The organism is Flavilitoribacter nigricans DSM 23189 = NBRC 102662 (assembly GCF_002646595.1).
GTDB classification, from domain to species: Bacteria; Bacteroidota; Bacteroidia; order Chitinophagales; family Saprospiraceae; genus Flavilitoribacter; species Flavilitoribacter nigricans.
In genome coordinates, this window is the sequence record NZ_PDUD01000010.1 from 101850 (window position 1) to 118455 (window position 16606).

At 51.2% G+C, this 16606-nt stretch carries 10 protein-coding genes; 6 read left to right on the plus strand and 4 right to left on the minus strand.

Annotated elements, in window-relative coordinates; genetic code table 11:
* Window positions 1–2 precede the first annotated feature (2 nt).
* Entirely contained in the window at window positions 3–1496 is a 1494-nt protein-coding gene (locus CRP01_RS06675; protein ID WP_099149243.1) for an aminotransferase-like domain-containing protein, read from the plus strand.
* The gene (locus CRP01_RS06680; protein WP_099149244.1) at window positions 1493–2737 is read left to right on the plus strand and encodes an O-antigen ligase family protein; all 1245 of its coding nucleotides are present in this window, start codon (window positions 1493–1495) and stop codon (window positions 2735–2737) included. The genes CRP01_RS06675 and CRP01_RS06680 overlap by 4 nt, the downstream gene beginning before the upstream one ends.
* 99 nt (window positions 2738–2836) lie before the next feature.
* Here CRP01_RS06680 and CRP01_RS06685 read toward each other — a convergent pair whose 3' ends face one another.
* Entirely contained in the window at window positions 2837–3631 is a 795-nt protein-coding gene (locus CRP01_RS06685; RefSeq protein ID WP_099149245.1) for a hypothetical protein, read from the minus strand.
* A gap of 591 nt (window positions 3632–4222) precedes the next feature.
* On the opposite strand from CRP01_RS06685, the gene CRP01_RS06695 reads away from it, so the two are divergent.
* Window positions 4223–8245 (plus strand): T9SS type A sorting domain-containing protein, encoded by a 4023-nt coding sequence (locus CRP01_RS06695; RefSeq protein WP_099149247.1) that lies wholly within the window; start codon window positions 4223–4225, stop codon window positions 8243–8245.
* A 78-nt stretch (window positions 8246–8323) separates the two neighbouring features.
* Here CRP01_RS06695 and CRP01_RS06700 read toward each other — a convergent pair whose 3' ends face one another.
* Window positions 8324–10087: an ABC transporter ATP-binding protein gene (locus CRP01_RS06700; RefSeq protein WP_099149248.1), complete on the minus strand. Its 1764-nt coding sequence runs from the start codon at window positions 10085–10087 to the stop codon at window positions 8324–8326.
* A gap of 427 nt (window positions 10088–10514) precedes the next feature.
* On the opposite strand from CRP01_RS06700, the gene CRP01_RS06705 reads away from it, so the two are divergent.
* Together CRP01_RS06705 and CRP01_RS06710 are read left to right on the plus strand one after the other, a co-directional pair.
* The gene (locus tag CRP01_RS06705; protein ID WP_143473294.1) at window positions 10515–12617 is read left to right on the plus strand and encodes a hypothetical protein; all 2103 of its coding nucleotides are present in this window, start codon (window positions 10515–10517) and stop codon (window positions 12615–12617) included.
* Between the two features lie 62 nt (window positions 12618–12679).
* Window positions 12680–13321, plus strand: a complete 642-nt coding sequence (locus CRP01_RS06710; RefSeq protein WP_099149250.1) for a VOC family protein — start codon at window positions 12680–12682, stop codon at window positions 13319–13321.
* Between the two features lie 34 nt (window positions 13322–13355).
* Here the strand turns inward: CRP01_RS06710 and CRP01_RS06715 are convergent, their stop codons facing one another.
* Window positions 13356–15278: a CBS domain-containing protein gene (locus CRP01_RS06715; protein WP_099149251.1), complete on the minus strand. Its 1923-nt coding sequence runs from the start codon at window positions 15276–15278 to the stop codon at window positions 13356–13358.
* A 6-nt stretch (window positions 15279–15284) separates the two neighbouring features.
* Window positions 15285–15725 (minus strand): CBS domain-containing protein, encoded by a 441-nt coding sequence (locus CRP01_RS06720; protein WP_170110259.1) that lies wholly within the window; start codon window positions 15723–15725, stop codon window positions 15285–15287.
* Window positions 15726–16013: 288 nt separating this feature from the next.
* Between CRP01_RS06720 and CRP01_RS06725 the strand changes: the two genes are divergently transcribed.
* Window positions 16014–16601 (plus strand): YceI family protein, encoded by a 588-nt coding sequence (locus tag CRP01_RS06725; RefSeq protein WP_099149253.1) that lies wholly within the window; start codon window positions 16014–16016, stop codon window positions 16599–16601.
* Window positions 16602–16606 lie beyond the last annotated feature (5 nt).

The window sequence follows — 16606 nt, forward strand, 5'->3', positions numbered from 1 at the left end:
TTATGCTGCCCTGGAAAAGCCTGATCTCCCTCGATCGTCAATCTCCCAAATCGGTCTTTTTACAAATTGCCGAAGGGGTTATTAATGTTATCCGGTCCGGTCATTTGCAGGCCGGGGAACGCCTGCCCGGCTCGCGGCAAATGGCTCAGCTGCTGGACATCAACCGGAAAACCGCCCTCCTCGCCTACGATGAACTACTGGCACAGGGCTGGATCATCAGCCGCGCTTCGCGGGGAACTTTTGTAGCGGACAGTCTGCCCATTTTGCAGAGCCGGTCCTGGTCCGGTGAGGAGTTTCCCCGCCGGGCCGCAGGTGACTTTTCCTGGGAGATTCCCGATTATCTGACCCAGCCCCTGGCTTTTTCCTATCCGATGGCCTTTGACGACGGTTTGCCCGACATTCGGCTCGCGCCGATCGAAGAGCTTGCCCGAGCTTACTCGCGCAACCTGCGCAATCTTTGGGATCACCGTCGACTGAGTTACGGCGATGCCCTCGGTCATCCGCATCTGCGGGAAGTACTCGCCCGGGAATTGAACAATACCCGCGGCTTGAACATAACGCCCGATCATCTGATCATTACCCGCGGAAGTCAGATGGCGATCTTCCTGGCCGCCCGGGTGGTACTGAGCGATAAGCAATCGACGGTGGTCATGACCGATCCCGGATACCGGACAGCCGGATTGAACTTCCGCTACGCCGGGGGCCGGATCTTAACCGTTCCGGTAGATGAGGAAGGTTTGGTCGTAACCGAACTGGAAAAGATCTGCAAACGCCAATCCATCCAACTGGTCTACGTGACTCCGCATCACCACTACCCTACCACGGTAATGCTGTCGCCTCAACGCCGGATGGAGTTATTGCAATTGGCCGATGTTTACGATTTTGCCATTCTTGAAGATGATTACGATTATGATTTTCACTACGGCAACAGCCCCGTTCTGCCTCTCGCCAGCGGCGATCACCAGAAGCGGGTGCTGTATATCGGATCCTTCTCCAAGAACATTTCTCCCGCGATCCGGATGGGTTATCTGGTGGGGCCACCGGACTTGATCCGGGAATTACCCAAGATCCGGCGTTTGATCGACCGGCAGGGAGATGTAACGATGGAAGCGGCTATCGCCGAACTGTTGGAAGAAGGGATCATCCGCCGCTATCTCAAGAAGGCGCTCCGGCAATACCGGCAGCGCCGGGATGCGGGTTGCGATCGCCTGCAGACGGAATTGGGTGATTATCTAAAGTTCGACAAGCCGGCGGGAGGATTAGCCATTTGGGCGAAGTTCCACCCGGATATAGACTTACCGGCCTTATCGGAAGTGATGCTCCGACAGCAGGTCTATTTATCCAACGGAAAATTTTACGCGCCCGAAGAAAACGCCATTCGGATGGGATTCGCCTGCATGTCGGAAACGGAAATGGTCCGCGCGATAACTATTTTAAAGGAAAGCATTCAGTCCGCATTCCCTACTTTTGTGCCGGGTAACTGGAAAAAAGATTGACGAAGAAAAAATTCATATTGGCATTCTGTGGACTCTACCTGGTGAGTATGAGTTTTTCCCCGGCCCTGCTTTCCATCAGTATGATGGGGCTGGCCGTTGCGGCCCTTATCCGCTTCGAACCGGAGGGTAGCTGGCGTCCGGCCTGGGATGTCCCCGCTATCTTGCGGTTGATCCAACCCTGGAAACAGCCGGCACTAGCTGCGATCGGTGTACTTTTTTTAATCGTTCTGTTTAGTGGCGTGATGGGAGGCGATCTCTCCTACTGGGCCGCCCGGCTCCGCATCAAGATCCCATTGCTGGTGATCCCCCTGATGTTCCTCATGTTTCCGCGATTTAAAGCGAAGGAAGTCCATGGCCTTTACTATCTACTGATCCTCTGGATGAGCCTGATGAGTCTGGGTACCGGGATCAACTACTGGCTGCAGGCCGAGACCATCAACGAGCTGATCAAACAGGGGCAACCCATGCCGACGCCCGGCAATCATATTCGCTTCAGTATTCTGCTGGCCTACGCGGTGATCTGTGGTGCCTATCTGTATACCCGGAAATATTACGTGAAGTATCCATGGGAGAGGAAGTTGCTGGCCGGATTGACCGTTTTCCTCTTCCTATTTCTGCATTTCCTTTCCGTTCGTTCCGGACTGGTAGTCTTATACAGTGTTATTTTGGTTATGGGTCTGCGCTATATCTACCAGACCCGGCGATATGCGATCGGTGCGATCGGACTGGCGATTCTTTTTCTGATGCCGGTAGCGGCCTATTATCTGGTGCCCAGCTTCCGGGCAAAGATTGAATACATGAGTTACGACCGGTGGATGCACCGGCAGGAGATGGGAGCTTTGTACGCCGATTCCGGCAGGATCACTTCTTTGGAGGTAGGCTATCAAATCTTTCGGGAACATCCGGTGTTCGGCATTGGTGTGGGACATATCCAACGGGAGGTAAACCGGAAATTTGCGAGCGAATATCCCGATCTACCCAATCCATTGATGCCACACAATCAATTACTGTACGTACTGGCAACTACCGGTATTTTGGGGTTATCGCTGTTCATCCCAGCATTTGTATTTCCGGTATGGTATCAAAAAAATTATCGCCATCCAATGGTCCTCGCTTCCTTTATTGTATTCACCGTATTGATCATGCTGGAACACAATCTGGAAATTACCGGCGGCATAGCGTTCTATACCTTTTTCCTCTGTTTGTTGCTCAATCACCTGAATGTTAAAACCGAAAAGTAGGGCTACCGGAGTAGATACGATCCTGATAGATAGCAAAAACTCCAGGGAGCAAAAACAGGAAGGGTGCCGCAAATGTGCACCCTTTTCGTTTTGAGCTTATCAGGCAGCGTCCGCCAGGATGGCTTCCAGTTCCCGGATCCCCCGGGGATTGATCGGCGGAGCAAAAAGTGACTGACCATTACGATCATCGAAGATCTCAATATGCAATTCCAGGGCCAGCGTTTTAGAGAGATCCCCCATACGGCGTGCGTAGGTGGCAGTTTTGCCGAGTGCCATGAAGAGGTCGATGATACCGGCCCGGATCAGTTCCAACTGATCAACGGAGGCGATCAGTTCCCGCTGATTTTTACCTTTCGGGCTCTGCCCTCTCCGGCGCAATTTATCCCGGAGTTCGGCGGCAGAATAACCGAGTATTTTGGAGCGGTAAGTCCACCAGTTGACCGCCTGACCTTCGTTTCTTTCTTTGTACGTACGCAGATGTTCGCGTTCGCTGGCTTCCTGGCAGGACACAATGCTCATGGCCTTGGTCAGTTCCAGCAGGTGCATTAACTGATCCGTGGTGAGTTGTTCCTCTTCGTTCAGGTTGCCGTCCAGCGCAAGCATCTGTTTGGCCACTTTCAGTTTGGCCTTACTCTTGGTGCGCAGAGCGATCATTTTCGCGAACTCCACTGACAGATAATAGTCATCGAGGATAGGATTATCCTTCACGCGACGGGGACCGTAGTCCCGCAGGCGGATAGGTTTCCGGATACCGTCTCTGAATTCATACCAGTCATTCAGCCATTTTTTCACATTGGTGAGGAAATGCTGATTTGGAAGTCCCAGGACCTGATGCAGGTTGGTTGCCGTAACAACTTTAGTACCTTTTTTGCTGACCAGAATTTGTAATTCCATATCCTTATTATCTCTTGGTTCGATAACAAATTTACATCATTTGTTTTTATTTTTCAAATTCAAAACAAAAATTTTTTATTACAAAAACAACTATTTTGTTTTAATAAATCAGAATATAGCCCATAAAAATCTAATTTACAATGACTTAAATCACATCTATACTAAAAAAACCGACCGAAAAAAACATCAAAAAAAGAATAAATAAAAATTATACAATCAAAAAAGTGACAACATTTTTTTGTTTTTTGTTTGATTCCGGTACTTGTTATTGTTAATTGTATACATACGTTCGGAAAGCCTCAGTCTATTTTTTTTGAAATACGCTAAAATGAGGTACCTTTAGGGGCTCAATGAGCACTAGATACTTCTCTGAGAAACCTACCACCGCACAAACCTTACACTCCCCCCAAATTGATACCCACACTATGAATGGGGCAGGACCGGTCTGTACGGGCCGGATCATATTTCTATGAACTAAACCCTTACACCTTTTCCCCATAACCATCTTTGAAAATAATTTTAGATCACCTGTCAGTCCGTTGGCTTTCAGGATGATGGTATCGAATCATAATCTCATAATTTGTCACACCTATGAAAAATAGTATAACACTACTACTACTTTTATGCAGTATCGTTGGTCTGGTGCCGGAGGCTAATGGTGCGGATTACTACTGGGTCGGAGGTTCCGGCACCTGGACGGATCTCTCCCACTGGGCCTCAAGTTCCGGAGGAGCAGGCAATGCCTACATGACCGTACCCACCCAGGACGATAATGTAGTTTTTGATAACAGTTCTTTTCCCAGCGGATCCGGAGAAACTGTTGTGCTTCCGATCGGCAATGCCTACTGCCAGAATTTTGAGTGGACGATCTCGGGAAGTCGGAACCCAACTTATCTTGTATTTCCCATTAACAGTACCCTGAATGTATACGGCACCTTCTCATTAAATTCCAATGTTGAAGTTTCTTATAGTTCTACCACTTCCGCGTTTATTAAAATGCTGGGTAGCGGCCTTTCCTCAGTACCCGGCGTTTTTGGCGGCGGGAATCAACTACCCAACATTGAGTTCGATGCGGTCGGCGGAGAATGGGGAATTACCGGCGATCTCGATGTAGAAGGAACTCTGAGAGTAACTGCCGGTACACTCGGGAGTGGAGCTACGGGTGTAAGGAGAGATATTACGGTTGGAGAATTCATCGTAGACGGTGCCGACGCCTCCGTAGATCTAAGCCGGATGGATATCATTGCTTCCACAAAATTCGAAGTGGTCGAAGCCGCTTCGATCGTCGCGCAGAATTCAGGACGACTTTCTTCCATCAGCACGCCGCTGTTCATGGTGAGCGATCCGGATGACCTGGAATACGGCTTTCTGAGTCTGACCGGTACCGACGGTTTACTGGACGCAACCGGCCTGAGCCTGACCTTCCTGGCTCCGGTTGACTTTTCGGCTACGGAAACCAATACCATTCTGGGAAATATTACTTACGAAGCACCAGTGACTCTTGGTAGCCCCGGAGCTATCTATCTGTTCGAGGCCGGATCAACGCAGACTTTCGCTACTAATTCCGACCTGCTGGCGGATTCGGACTGTCTGGACTACTTCACAATCAAGTCGACCGAAACGGGTAGCGAAGCTAATTTCAGCAAACCCAACGGAGACCCTATAGAAGTGGAACGGTTCTATATCCAGGATATCCACGCCACGGCGACGCAGTTTATCGCAGCTATCTCCTTTGATCTGGGCAATACCGACGGCTGGGACATTACCTCTCCTGCCACCATTGATCTTTACTGGATCGGAGGTTCCGGCAACTGGTCCGACGGCAGCAACTGGTCAACCAGCTCGGGCGGTAATGCATTCAACTGTATCCCAAACATTTCCACGAACGTTATATTCGATGCAAACTCCTTCCCCGGTCAGAATGAGACGGTGACGGTAGACCTACCGGCGATCTATTTCAATAATATGACCTGGACGGATCCCGACAATGATGTGCCTACCTGGTCCATTCCCACGGGAGACGTTCTGGTAGGTGGCTCGCTCACGCTTGCACCAAGCATGCTGGTTTCGCTGGCTTCCCCGACAACTACCGAATTCCACTTTATATCCACTGCCATGGGCAATACCATCGATGCGGCCAATGGCGGAGGTATTGGTTTCGACCTCGGCAATGTAACTTTCGAAGGAACGGGTGGTTGGACACTCAATACCGAATTGAAAGTTTCCGGAGATATTGTATTCAACAACGGTACTTTCAGCACCGGAGCCGATCACAATCTGAACGCTACGACGGTAAGTCTGGATGGTGCCTCTATTGATGTCAGCTTTAACACTTCCGAGATCTTTTCTACTACATTTGAAGTACTGGACTATGGCACTTTCGATGCCGGTATGTCCAATATTTATACCGAGCTTTTTGATATTACACCAAGCGGTATGTCATTTCACGAAATGATCCTGCTGGGAACTGAAGGTATACTCCGGGGAGACGACATTACCTTTTTTGACGTCAAGCTGAGCTCTTCCGAAAAGTCGAGCGTGTATGGTGACCATACCTATACCAATGAACTGCAGCTCGACCAGCCGGGGATGATCGTAGAATTTGAAGCCGGTAGTACCCAGACTATTAATGATCTTATTTCACTGGGTATCGACTGTGGTGGACAAATATTCTTGCGGAGTACCGTAAGCGGAGTACAGGCCAATTTTATCAATCCGAACCTCACGGCGATTACCGTATCTAACCTGCTGGTCCGTGATAATGCGGCTAATCAACTCGCCGGTGCACTCCCCAGCTTTATTGCCAGCAGTTCGCAGGATCTGGGCAATAACAATGATGGATGGTCCTTCTCATCGATATCGGTCGGTGGCGATGTGACGGAATTCTTCTGGATCGGCGGTACAGGCAACTGGAATGAAGGAATGAACTGGTCCGATGTATCGGGCGGCGACCCGATCAACTGTGTACCCACGCCGAATGATAATGTGACCTTCGATGTCAACTCCTTTGACGGTACGAATGATGTGGTTACGCTGGATGGCCCCGAGCAGTACTGCCTGCGGATGTTGTGGAAAGGTAACGCCATGGACCCCGAAAGCGTGACGGGAGGTCCGATCATGCGGCTCCCGGCGGGTAACCAACTGTATATCTACGGTGGTATGACCCTCGCCAGTCCGGATTTCATGTCTCTGGACCTCCTGGATGGAGATGCTGCTACTTTTCATTTCAATGCTACGGCGACCAACAATTTCATTATTCCCGGCGGTCAGTCTATCCCGAACCTCGAGTTTAACGGCCCCGGTGGCGGCTGGACTATTTCCGGAGCGATAAGCCCGCCCGATGATGTAGAGACAGATCCCGCGCTCGTAAAAACGATCAGCCTCCTGAATGGCAGTCTGACTATCGGAGCCAACATTTACATTGAAGAATTTCTGATCGATGGAGCGGATGCTGCGTTGGATATCCTGACCCCCAGCCTGACGGCAACCGATAAGTTTGATATCAACCTCATCGATCCGCTCAATTTTAACGCCGGAACGTCTTCCATCACTACCAATATTCTGGAGAGTGATATTGAAGGCGTGACCTTTAATCAGGTCATACTGGACAACCTTCCCGATGATATTGACGCCAGTCCGGCAGTCAATGGCAATAACTTGATTTTCGGAACGCTGCTCCTCCAGGGTGCTAGTACTAACTTCGTCTACGGTAGTCATCAGATCACCGAAGCGCTGCAGTTTCACGTGCAGGGCGGTTTGGCGTTTTTCTATTTTGAATCCGGTTCTACCCAGACCCTGGGCAATAATGCCATGATACTGAGAACTTCCGAAACGGAAAATGCGCCCGCATTTGTGGAGTCGACAGTTACCAGCAGCCCGGCCAGCTTTTTCAAAGCATCCGGTGCAACCTGTACGGATTATCTCCGGATCACCGACGTCAATGCCACTACCAATAGCCCTGGTGGCGCAACCTTCGGGCTGATTCAAGGTACTTCTTCCGTAACGGACGCTACGGGTTGGACGTTCACCGACCTGTCCTGTGTGGAATTCCTCCCCGTAGAATGCATCGACTTCGCCGCTGCCGTCAAATCGGACAACAGCGTGGAGCTCTACTGGATCACCGCTCAGGAAATCAATAACAGTGGTTTTGAAGTACAGCGCAGCACGGACGGTCGCCGGTTTGAGGCTATCGGCTGGGTCGACGGAGCCGGCACAACTTCCGAAGCGCAGAAATATACTTTCACCGACCTCCGTACGGAAGGACTCACCGAAGCTTATTACCGGATCAAACAGATCGATTTCGACGGTACTGCGGCTTTCGCCTGCGATATTCAGGTGGTCAACTTCCGGCAGATCGGGGCCGGCCCCATGCAGGTATTCCCGAATCCTGCGGGTGAACAGATCCAGATCCGCTGGTTCGGCAAAAAGACGGGTAGCACGCTGCTGCGCCTCTTTGATCAAAGCGGTCGTCTGATACTGAACCGGGAGTGGAATACGCTGGAAGGAAACAATCAGCGAGAACTGCCGATCGCAGAACTGCCGCGGGGTATTTACGAACTGCAACTGGTCGACACCAACGGTCAGACTCAGGGCACGCGGCTGATCAAGCAGTGATTTCAAGTGTTGATGTGCTGATGTGTTAATGTGTGGATGTTGAAGTAACCTTCACACATTAACACCTCAACACATGGTTCATTCCGCCGGTTCCAGGAACTGCATTTCGTACAATTCTTTATACCGGCCGTTATCGATCTTAAGCAACTCTTCGTGGGGGCCGAATTCCTTAACTTCCCCCTTATCCAGCACCAAAATATTGTTGGCGTGGCGAATCGTAGACAGACGGTGAGCGATAATGATCGAGGTCCGCTTGGCGATCAAGGTCTCAATCGCAAACTGGATCACCGCCTCGGATTCCGGGTCGATGGATGAAGTAGCTTCGTCCAGAATGAGAATGTCCGGATTGAAGACCAGTGCTCTTACGAAGGAGATCAATTGCCGCTGCCCCATGGACAGGGTCGCACCGCGTTCCATTACTTTGTAGTCATATCCTCCCGGCAGCTTATCAATAAACTGATGGGCTCCGATCATTTTTGCAGCTTCCACCACCTGTTCGCGACTGATATCTTTATCGAGCAGTGTAATATTTTCCAGTACCGTTCCGGAGAAAAGAAAAACATCCTGCAGCACCAGCGCCACCCGCCGACGCAGACTAACTAGATCGTAATCGCGAATATCTACCCCATCGATCAGGATGCGCCCCTTCTGGATCTCATAGAACCGGTTGAGGATATTGATGATGGTCGTTTTTCCCGATCCGGTGCTGCCCACAATGGCCAGGGTCTCTCCGGGAGCGATGGAGAAGTTGATATCTTTCAGCACGTAATCTCTGGCGGTATAGGCAAACCAGACGTCCTCAAATTTCACATCGGCTTTTAGCCGGTCCGCCTGGATCGTACCGTTGTCTTCGATCTTATCCGTCCGGTCGATCACATTAAATACCCGCTCCGAAGCCACCAAGCCCATCTGCAGGGTATTGAAGCGGTCCGCCAGCATTCGGATGGGCCGGAACAACATGTTGAGGTAAATGGGAAAAGCGACCAGCGCACCCAGGGTTACTCCGTTCTCTACCAGCGAATTCTTGGCCCCCCACCAGACCATCAGCCCCAGCGAAGCGGCCGAGATGATCTCGACTACCGGATAGAAAATGGCGTAATACAGGATAGAGTCCAGATTGGCCTGCGTGTATTCCCGGTTGATCTTTTTGAATTTGTCCATTTCCTCCCGCTCCACGTTGAAGATCTGAAGAATACGCATACCGGTGATCCGTTCCTGCAGGAAGGCATTCATCCGCGCGATCTCCGCCCGTACCCGCTGGAAGGATTTTTTCACCTTTTCCTTAAAAATATAGCTGGCAACGATCAGCAAAGGCATGGTGGTCAGACAGATCAGGGTCAGTCGCCAACTGGTAATGAACATGATCCCCAATACCACCAGAATGGTCAGGATATCGGCAATGATAGTGATCATACCCTGGGAAAAAACGTTGTTGATCGTTTCGATATCGTTGATCGTCCGGGTAGTCGAGGTTCCGATGGGCGTCTTATCGAAATAGCTCAGACGCAGACTGTTGATGTGTTTGAAGACCCGTACCCGGAGGTCGCGGATCACCGACTGGCCGAGCCAGCCGGAAGAATAAGTAAACACATACCGACAGATGGATTCTATGATCAGCAGACCAAAGATCAACATAACGATCTTCGTCAGTCCGGGAATGTCATTGTTGAAAATGTAATCATCTACCATGACCTGGATCAGATAGGGCCGCATGGTAGCCAGAGGAGCCAGTACAACCGCAAGAATACCGGTAACAATAAATACAGCCCGGTACGGCCAGGCCAGACGCAGTACTCTACCGAGTACATACCAATCCAATTTGTTTTTGTCTACTTGAGCCATATCAATGATTACCTCTTATAAAGGCATGGAAGTTAAAAAAGTTTCTTCATTCGGCAAATTCGGCAGATTCGGGTCCGATTTTTATTCATAGATAAATAAAACATATTTTTCCCTATTGCTTATATCATGCAATTCAGATCATTTATCGTATCAAAAAAAGTTATTCATTATTGACATACAAGCTGTTAGCCGTTTTCATTTGAATTAGTTTTATTTTTACTATGTCACAAACATGCCCGTTTAAACAACTTTCTCATCCCACATGGGCCTATATTTGAATATCTGAATCAGCTTCGCTTACTTACGAATCTTTCTATTTCTACCATACTACAGTCTATTTGTATCTGCCTTACCATCTTACTTAGAACTCGAACAACACGTCCATATTCGATTTTCTAAGCCTTTGCGGTAAAGCAGCATATAACACATGAAACAAATTTACTCCATTCCACCAGGAATGGCTGTCGTGCTATTACTGGTAGTGAGCATTTCATTTCCTCTAAAAGCACAGATCAGTCAGGAAGCTTGTCAAACCATACTCCCAAACCGAACCTATGAACAAATGCGCCGCGAGGCACCAATTATCCACTACGAGGGGAATAAAGTTCGGGGGAGAGGGGAGGCAGCTTCCACTGATACGGTACCGGTTTTTTTCACCGTTTTTCGAAATGATGACGGCAGTTTTGCAGATCAGGCAATCGATGCAACCCTTGCCGATCAGGCCCTGGAGCACCTCAATCAGTACTTCCAGCCGATCCGTATCGTATTTGTGCGGCTGGGAGAGATCAACTACATCGACAATACGATATTTACTGATTTCAGCCGGCACCATCATCTGGCCCGTTTCTCTTACCTCAGTTCGGCCCTGAATCTCTATTCCCGGAGCGGAAGCGGTTCCTTTGCCCAGTTCCCGACTACCCTGGGTCCGACTGCGGATTATTCTCCCACTCTTTCTTCGAACGACCGTAGCAATATGATCTCTCTCAACAGTCATCATTTTACATCTACTTCTTTCGCCCACGAGGTGGGACATAGTTACGGACTGCTTCACACCTTTGAGGGAGCCCAGGTATACAATAATCCGGCCGATCCCACTCCCGGCCTGCAGGCTACCGCTTCCGATCACCCCTACGGACAGGACGGCAATTCCAGAAGGCGGGAACTGGTGATCCGTAAGACCGATGAAGTAAAGGTCTTTTCCGTACCCAACGGCCAAACGGCCGGAGACTTCGTAGAAGATACACCGGCTTTTTGCGTGAGCACCAATACCTTTCCCGACTATTATCCCGATGTGCAGGCGAGTCAATGCGACCGTTATCCCTATGATCCGTCCCGCTGTAATGGCTGCATCGTGGTCGATTGCGATTACCGCGGCAATTATATAGACTACAACGGAGATACGCTGGTTAATACCGAAGTCAGCATCCGCAATCTGATGTCCTATACCAACTGCCGCACGGAATTTACTCCGGGTCAGTACGAACGTATGGCATTCTACCACGAACAGGTACGCAAACAACAATACCGGGCCGACCGCCGTCTCAACTTCAGCGATACCGTGTTTTTTGCCGATTCCCGCATTCCGATGGACGACATTATTATTCAGGTCAGTCACCCCGGGAACAGTTCGTACGCTAATGCGACTACTAATTCCGCCGGGGCCTTCCAGGCTATCCTTTACGAACCTTCCGCTACGGTCCGCTTGATGAAAGCCGGCACCGCATTGGATCCCGATTATCAGTTGTCGCCCTGGGTCCAGGCCTCCGTGGAGGAGATCATCGCCCATAGCTACCACCCGGAGGACTGGCGGCAGGGCATTGATCAGGCGGATCTCGACCGTTTACAAAGACACCTTTCGGGCACGCAATTGCTCAACGGGTACCAACAACTGGCCGCCGACCTGGACGCGGACGGCCAACTGACCCAATCGGACCTGCAACTGATGGAAGCACTGACCCGGGCTGAGATCAACCGACTGGAGGCACATCCTGCTCCCTGGCAATTCCTTCCGGCCTACATCCCGGAACAATACGCGGATAATTTTCACCAGGATCCCTTCAGTATGATAATCGACGGAGTAGCCTACCAGCATTTTGCCCCGTATACCGAAGCAGACTGGTTGTACCGGGCCGGTGACCTCCCACAGAATCAGCAAGGTTTCCGGACGATCAAACTCGGTGATCTCGACGGAAGCAGTGTAGGGGCACCGACGGATGATACCGACGGGCCCGAAACGCCACCAACCGGCACCAAACCGGACGATACGGTGAAGAAATTTGCCTGTTTCCCTAATCCGACTGCGGGAGACATCACGGTTGCTTTCCAGGCCACCGAAGCCGCCGAGGCGACCTTACTGGTCACCAACCGTTTTTTCCGGGCGGCCTATCGTCAAGAGCTATACCTGGAAAAAGGCCACAATGAGATCACGGTAGACGGCACTTCGCTCGCCAGCGGCCTGCTGGTGGTGATGTTAAAGACTCCGGAAGGGATCTTTTATAAAAAGGTGATCAAGGTGAATTCCGGGAATTAGGGAACTCCGGTTCATTCGCCCGGCTTTCCGTAGCTTTGAGGTCTCATCTAAACATCGGCACTATGGCTCATCAGTATGACCTGTCCAGGATCGATCACCTGATCTACGGCGCACCCGATCTGCAAACCGGCATTGATCTTATCCAACAAAAACTGGGGATCGTTCCGGCTTCCGGCGGGCAACATCCCGATTTCGGCACCCACAATGCCCTGTTCCGGATCGGTACCGGCACCTATTTCGAGATTATCGCTCCGGATCCGGCATCTGCATTACCTCCGGAAAGATGGTGGATGGGACTGGCGGACCTGAAAGCCCCCGGCCTGATCTGGTGGGCCGCCAAAGCTACCGGCCTCGACCGGGCCCGGCAACTGGCCCAAAAAGCGGGGTGGACCATCGGGCAAGCCGTGGCCGGCAGTCGGAAAACTACCGACGGCACTACACTGAACTGGCACCTGACCGACCCTTTCCGGGTACAGGAAGGTGGCGTATTACCTTTCCTGATCGATTGGGGCAACGGAACCCATCCAACCGACAGCATGCCGGAATCGGGCTGCGAACTGACGTCATTCCAGTTGCTGCACCCCCGGGCGGAAAAGATCAACACCTATTTGCAATCGATCGGCATCCAATTGGAAGTAAAGGATCATCCAATACCCGGCCTTCGGGCCGGTTTTGCAACCGCCAACGGCACCATTTTTATTTAAAAAGCCGACCTTACACTATAGATACGTGAAGGGGTCAAAGCTCCTCAAAGGGAGCGCTCCGTTGCGGGCCAACTACTTCGGTCGATTCCTCCAGCCGTTTTATATCGGTATCCGTGATCATGCCCACCAAGTGCTGGTGCACAATGATCGGTACGCAGCCGATACATTTTTCGTTCATAACCGACCGGATCGTTTCCATACGGGCATTGGGCGCGGCGCAGACCGGCTCCCGCACCATAATTTCCCGAACCATGGCAAAGGGATCCCGTCCCTGCTCCGACCATTCCGTCAAATTACTGTGGGTGAGTATGCCCACCAGTTCACCCTGCGCATTTTCTACCGGTAGGTGCCGTATGTTGCGCCAGTGCATAATCCGCTCGGTCAGGATGACGGGATCTTCCTCCTTGACGGTGAACAGGTCCGTACTCATGGTATCCTTGGCGTAGAGTTCCCGAAACGGTCGCGGATAAATACGGGTCGAATGAATATCGTCCCAAAAATGGACCGGTAACCCGCCTGCCTGCTGCTCGGCCATAGCTTCCGTGATCAGGCTGCTGGCCATGCCGCGCCCGTAGGCCTTCCGCAGCCGCTGGAAATTCTGCACCATCCAGCGGGAACCGGACCGCTGCCGCTCGCAACGATCGTAGATCACGCCCAGATAATGAGCAATGGAATCGCTGGTGATCCCGGATGCTGCCAGTCCGGCCTCGGCAATCGGCAGGAGGACTTCCATCACCAGATTGGGCGCGGACCATAATTTACCTTCCCATTCCAGACTGGTAGCCATGCCGGTATGCGCCGCCCGCATGAAGTTGGCCTTAGCCACCCGGAAGTCCAGTGTATCTTTCAGGTTGCGATAGCTCTCGGGCATACCTTTCATCAGGCCGACCCAAAAAACGAAGTTGGCCATTTCATCCAGCACGCTCGGACCGGCCGGCAGGTAGCGGCATTCGATCCGCAAATGCGGTACGCCCTGGGAGAGGCCGTAGCAGGGCCGGTTCCAGGTATAGGTAGTGCCGTTGTGCAACTGCAAAGACCGCAATTTGGGTATCTGCCCTTTACTGAGCAGATCGAGGGCGTCTTCATCCTCCCCGGCGATACCCAGCAACATGGGGAACCGGGCAATATTGTCCTTGAACAGATCGGCCACGGAGTGGTGGATCCAGTCGTTACCGAAATTCACCCGCGGTGCCTTATCCCGCAACTGATGCTTCGGATTGCGGGTGTCCAGACTTTGCTTGAACAGAGCGATGCGGGTTTCCATCCACAGCTCCCGCCCCAATAGCAGGGGCGAATTGGCGGCGATCGCCAATACCGGACCGGCGATCAGCTGGGCCCAATTGTACTGGGCCACAAAATCCGCAGGATCTATCTGCAGATGCAGCTGAAAGCTGGTGTTGCAGGCTTCAAACAGCACACTGTCCAGGGAAGCGATGAGTTCGTCTACCCCTTCCAACTGGATCTTAAAGTCCTCGCCCCGCACTTCCAGCATCTTTTCACTCAGCAACTGATAGCGCTGGGCCGGTGTCATATATTTAGGTTGCAAATGCCGCCGTTCGATAGTTGGCAGAATACCGGCGAGGATGATCCGGCTGTTCCACTGATCCGCTACCTCCTGCCCACGGGCCAGCAGTTGTTCGAGTTCCCGGTGCATTTCCTGAAAACTATTTTCACCCAATTCTTTGGGTGGCAGGTTGATTTCCAGATTGTAGCGGGCCAGTTCGCTGGTGTAAGCATCCGCGCCTATTCCGGCGAGTACTTCCGGACCGGTCATAGCCGGACTGAAATCCGGCTGGATCAGGCACAGTTCCTGTTCGGCACCGATGCGCTGTATACCCCGTTCGAAACGTCCTTCCCGCAACATGGTTTCCAGGGCAGTGATGTCCCGGAGTACGGAGCGGCAAAAACGGTTGCGTTCCTCGCGGGTACGCAGGGGTTTCGTGTGGTGTTCACCCATTTTTCATCAGATTGGGTTGGTAAAAGCCGTTACCAACAGATCAAGGGGAGTAATGATCCCTACGAGCAACTCCCGCTCGACGATCGGTATGGCGTGAAATTTATTCAGTTTGAAAATAGCCAGCGCTTCACCGATGGTATCGGCGCTGTCCAGTACCGTAACATCCCGGGTCATGATGTCCCGCACCAATACACTGGCGAACAGGGTGCGGTTGAACCGCTCGGGATCGTGATTACGGAAAAGAGAAAGACCGTAGGAGATCTTCAACAGATCGGAGTGGCTGAGCATACCGATCACCTTGCCGTAAATATCTACCACCGGTAAATGGTGAATATGGTACTCCCGACACAGCTGATCGGCCCGTTCTACCGGATCCATGGGGGATAGGCTGTGGGGCTGACGGGTCATTACATCGCCCAATGCAATATCGATATTACTCGCGATCATGGTTCCTGGATTTTTTCCCGCTTTTTTCTTTTGACAATGAGCGCCGGCCAGGGGCCGGAAATTAGCTATCATTAGAATAAAACGGGGCAGCTTGCAATACGCCGGAATGCTAAATCGCTCATTTTCCTATCCTTATAAAGTTCATATACTCTCCGTTCCAAAGTGATGATCCTGGTCACCCCCGGGGTTATTGTTGCTCAGTGATAATGATCATCATCCCACCTATGATTCGTCATTATTTAGGTTTGCCGCTGCTCCTACCTTTGAATCAACAAAATCACCAAGATCATGCAAAAGCGAATCCAAATCTTAGTCTTACTCCTCCTCGGTCTGGGATACCTTCAGGCTCAGGAAAAATACCAGCTTCGCACTGCAGAAATTATCATAAGCGGAACATCCAGCTTGCACGATTGGACCTCCAAAACCGATAAGCTCACTGCTTCTGGTGATCTAACAGTTGAAAATGGCACCCTGGTAGACATTCCTTCCCTCAAGGTTAATATTCCGGTAACCAGTATCACCAGTGAAAAAGGCAGGATCATGGACAACAAGACTTATAAAGCCTTAATGTCGGATGATCATCCCTACATCACTTTCAAACTGGAGGATCTACAATCCATTGACACGAATGGAACTGAAATCACACTGACGGCGAAAGGTCAGCTGACCATCGCCGGTAAAACCAAGACGATCCAGCTCAAGGCTAAGGCCAAAGCTGACGGTAAAGGAGGCTTCCAGTTCAGCGGAAGCAAGGCACTCAAGATGACCGATTTCGGCATCGATCCGCCTACTGCCTTATTGGGCACGCTCAAGACCGGAGACGACATCACCGTTGCCTTCAAACTGAGCCTCGCTAAAGGCGAGAAGGAAAATTGAAACTT

Coding starts and splice junctions, on each gene's coding strand:
- CRP01_RS06675 (WP_099149243.1), top strand. CDS start 3: ATGCTGCCCTGGAAAAGCCTGATCTCCCTCGATCGTCAATCTCCCAAA.
- CRP01_RS06685 (WP_099149245.1), bottom strand. CDS start 3,631: ATGGAATTACAAATTCTGGTCAGCAAAAAAGGTACTAAAGTTGTTACG.
- CRP01_RS06695 (WP_099149247.1), top strand. CDS start 4,223: ATGAAAAATAGTATAACACTACTACTACTTTTATGCAGTATCGTTGGT.
- CRP01_RS06700 (WP_099149248.1), bottom strand. CDS start 10,087: ATGGCTCAAGTAGACAAAAACAAATTGGATTGGTATGTACTCGGTAGA.
- CRP01_RS06705 (WP_143473294.1), top strand. CDS start 10,515: ATGAAACAAATTTACTCCATTCCACCAGGAATGGCTGTCGTGCTATTA.
- CRP01_RS06710 (WP_099149250.1), top strand. CDS start 12,680: ATGGCTCATCAGTATGACCTGTCCAGGATCGATCACCTGATCTACGGC.
- CRP01_RS06715 (WP_099149251.1), bottom strand. CDS start 15,278: ATGGGTGAACACCACACGAAACCCCTGCGTACCCGCGAGGAACGCAAC.
- CRP01_RS06720 (WP_170110259.1), bottom strand. CDS start 15,725: ATGATCGCGAGTAATATCGATATTGCATTGGGCGATGTAATGACCCGT.
- CRP01_RS06725 (WP_099149253.1), top strand. CDS start 16,014: ATGCAAAAGCGAATCCAAATCTTAGTCTTACTCCTCCTCGGTCTGGGA.